The 3225-nt window shown below is 36.5% G+C and carries 3 protein-coding genes and 1 pseudogene; all 4 read left to right on the top strand.

What is annotated here, in order from left to right:
• Positions 1-298: pseudogene (locus AC1DDX_RS25695) on the top strand (AsmA family protein); the annotation flags it as partial.
• 33 nt (positions 299-331) lie between these two features.
• A complete protein-coding gene (locus tag AC1DDX_RS25700; protein WP_477622848.1) occupies positions 332-742 on the top strand; it encodes an OsmC family protein in 411 nt (136 codons plus the stop codon).
• A 139-nt stretch (positions 743-881) separates the two neighbouring features.
• A complete protein-coding gene (proB, locus tag AC1DDX_RS25705) occupies positions 882-1916 on the top strand; it encodes a glutamate 5-kinase (RefSeq protein WP_172662774.1) in 1035 nt (344 codons plus the stop codon).
• Between the two features lie 7 nt (positions 1917-1923).
• A complete protein-coding gene (locus AC1DDX_RS25710) occupies positions 1924-3171 on the top strand; it encodes a glutamate-5-semialdehyde dehydrogenase (RefSeq protein WP_172662775.1) in 1248 nt (415 codons plus the stop codon).
• Positions 3172-3225: the final 54 nt, after the last annotated feature.

The raw sequence follows: 3225 nt of genomic DNA on the forward strand, positions 1-3225 counted from the left end.
ATTTACGAACTTGAATGGAAAGTTTGATGTACGTGGTCAAAAAATTACCATCAACCCTATGCAAATTAATTCGAGCTTGCTGAATATGGATATTGCCGGCGTATACTCAATGTCAACCGGGACTAACATTACTTTGGATGTACCCTTAAGAAATCCTAAAAAGGATGCTGAGATTACAGATAAAAATGAAAAAAGAGCAAGAAGGATGAAAGGAATTGTATTACATTTACTAGCAACTGATGGCGAAGACGGGAAGATCAAAATCAAATTGAATAGAAATCGCGATAAAACAAAATAAACAACCTTTTAATAATCACCTTAATTTATTGAAATGAAACGTAATGCAACAGCCGTTTGGAATGGCACTATTAAAGAAGGTTCAGGAAACCTTACAACCGATAGCAAAGTACTTGATAAAACACAATATTCATTTAATAGTCGCTYTGCTGATGGAATTGGAACCAACCCTGAAGAATTGATGGCTGCAGCTCATGCTGGCTGTTTCACCATGAAACTAAGCTTAGACTTAACGGAAGCTGGATTTAATCCAACTTCATTAGAAACCAAAGCAACTGTCACTTTGGATAATGGAGTGATTACTACTTCACATCTTGTCCTAAAAGCTGACATACCCGGAATTGATGATGCCAAGTTCCAGGAAATTGCGGCTGGTTCCAAGGCCACATGCCCTGTAAGTAAGGCTTATAACGTAGAGATTAGCTTAGAAGCTTCATTGGTTTAATGAACTTTTAGATAAACTTATTCCCTAAATCCTCCTCTTTAGTTAATAAAAAGGAGGATTTTTTTATTTTATAGTTACGAGATACGCAGTAATTTATCTATTTTCGAATTTTCGCGCCAAATAAACTATAACAGCCACAATGACCAAGTCTATACTTGTATTGAAATTAGGTTCCGCTTCCATCACTACCTCTAAAGGAGAAATTGATGAAGCAATAATTGCAGATATAACCCGGCAAGTAGCAGAACTTGCTCTTAATCACCACTTAATACTGGTATCTTCAGGTGCAGTTGCAGCTGGAAAAAAATACATAAAAAATTATAAAGGTAAAATTAGTGAGCGAAAAGCTGCTGCTTCAATTGGTAATCCGCTATTGTTAAGCACTTATTCAAAACATTTTAAACCCTATAATATTTCTATTGCACAAAGTTTATGCGAGAGACAGCATTTTTCTCATAGAACTCAATTCCTTCAGCTAAAAGAAACTTACGAGGAATTATGGAAAAATGGTGTAATTCCAATTGCCAATGAAAATGATGTAGTTAGTAATTTAGAGCTAAAGTTCTCAGATAATGACGAACTTGCTACTTTATTAGGTGTTGGTTTTGGTGCCTCTCTTATCCTTTTAGGTACATCAGTTCCGGGTGTACTGGATAAAGATGGAAACGTAATTGACACAATTGAATCCATAAATAACGATGTATTCTCTTTAGCTAACAAAAATACATCTGAGGTAGGGTTGGGTGGTATGATTTCTAAACTAACCTTCGCAAACCTTGCTTCTACAATGGGAATCAAGGTCGTTATTTTTGGCGTTAGAACACCAGACGGAATACTAAAAGCAGCAAAAGGAGAGTCAGGCACTATCTGCACACCCAAAAACTGCTCAATATCTGCAAGAAATAAGTGGCTTGCAAGTGGTAGCCTGGTAACTGGTCGACTCATGGTTGATGCTGGTGCCAGCGAAGCAATTAAAAAAAGAAAAAGCTTGCTTGCTGTTGGTGTAAAATCTATTGAAGTAGATTTCGCTAATGGCGAAATATTTGAAATTATTGACGAGCAGAAAAATATTGTAGCCGTAGCACAGGCTAAAGTATCGTCGAACACGATTAGTAAAAATGCTAAACAACATAACCTGGAGATAGCCAATGCCAGTGATATTGTAATATTATAATATGATAATGGAATCGATAGAAGACCAGTTAATCAGTGCACAGAATGCCAAAAAATCCATATCAACACTCAGTGATAAGGATAAGCAAAGCATAATCACCCGAATTGCACAAATTATTTCTGAGAGAAAAGAAGATATCATTGCTGAGAATTTAAAGGATCTGGAGAAGATGTCTGACACTGACCCCAAGAAGGATCGTCTTCTGTTAAATGCTGAACGAATTATTGAGCTTAGCAAAAGCCTGGTTGATGTTTCAAACCTGGAAGATCCAACCAACAAGATCCTTTCTGAAAAGACAATCGATAACGGACTTTTTATTCAAAAAAGAACGGTTCCTCTTGGTGTAGTTGGCGTAATTTATGAATCAAGACCAAATGTTACACTTGATGTAGCCGCTTTATGCATTAGATCAGGAAATGTTTGTTTACTTAGAGGGGGGCAGGATGCTTATCATACTAATTTGTTTGTAGTTTCATTGATTCAGAAGGTCCTTGCTGAAAATAACCTTGATATAAATATTGTACAACAACTTCCTGCTGAAAGAAAGTATATTTTAGATATTTTAACTGCAGAAAAATATATAGATGTAATTATCCCTAGAGGCTCCAATCAGTTGATTGAATTCGTTCGCAAAAACGCTTTAGTACCGGTAATAGAGACTGGTGCTGGTGTTTGCCATACTTATGTAGAAGAGTCGGCTAAACTTGATGATGCTGCTAAAATAGTGGTAAATGCCAAGGTCTCAAGGCCCTCCGTTTGTAATGCATTAGACACTGTTTTGGTAGATAAGGCAATTGCACAAACTTTTCTGGAAAAGCTTGCACCAATGCTGGCTGGATATAATGTTGAGATATTTGCCGATGAAGACTCTTATAGGATTTTAAAAGATCAGAATTATCCTTTAATTAATAAAGCTGAACCCGAAGATTTTGGAAGAGAGTTCCTTGATTTCAAGTGTTCTGTGAAAATTGTAAATAGTATCGATGAAGCACTTGATCATATTGCAAAGTTCTCTTCAAAACATTCTGAGGCAATTATTACTCAAAACCCTGTTAAAACTGAATTGTTTCTAAACCAGGTTGATGCGGCTGTGGTATACTTAAATGCTTCAACAAGATTTACTGATGGACAGGTTTTTGGCTTAGGAGCGGAAATTGGCATATCTACTCAGAAATTGCATGCCAGAGGGCCTTTTGCCCTTGAAAAACTAGTTACAGAAAAATGGATTGTTAAAGGTGAGGGACAAGTAAGATGAAACCAGCATCAATAAAAGACATTGCCAGCAAGGCCAATGTATCTATTACAACTG

Source organism: Pedobacter sp. 10L46_2, assembly GCF_056395165.1.

Excerpts from the sequence above, each read along its gene's own strand:
- proB (WP_172662774.1), top strand. The coding sequence starts at position 882 with ATGACCAAGTCTATACTTGTATTGAAATTAGGTTCCGCTTCCATCACT.
- AC1DDX_RS25710 (WP_172662775.1), top strand. The coding sequence starts at position 1,924 with ATGGAATCGATAGAAGACCAGTTAATCAGTGCACAGAATGCCAAAAAA.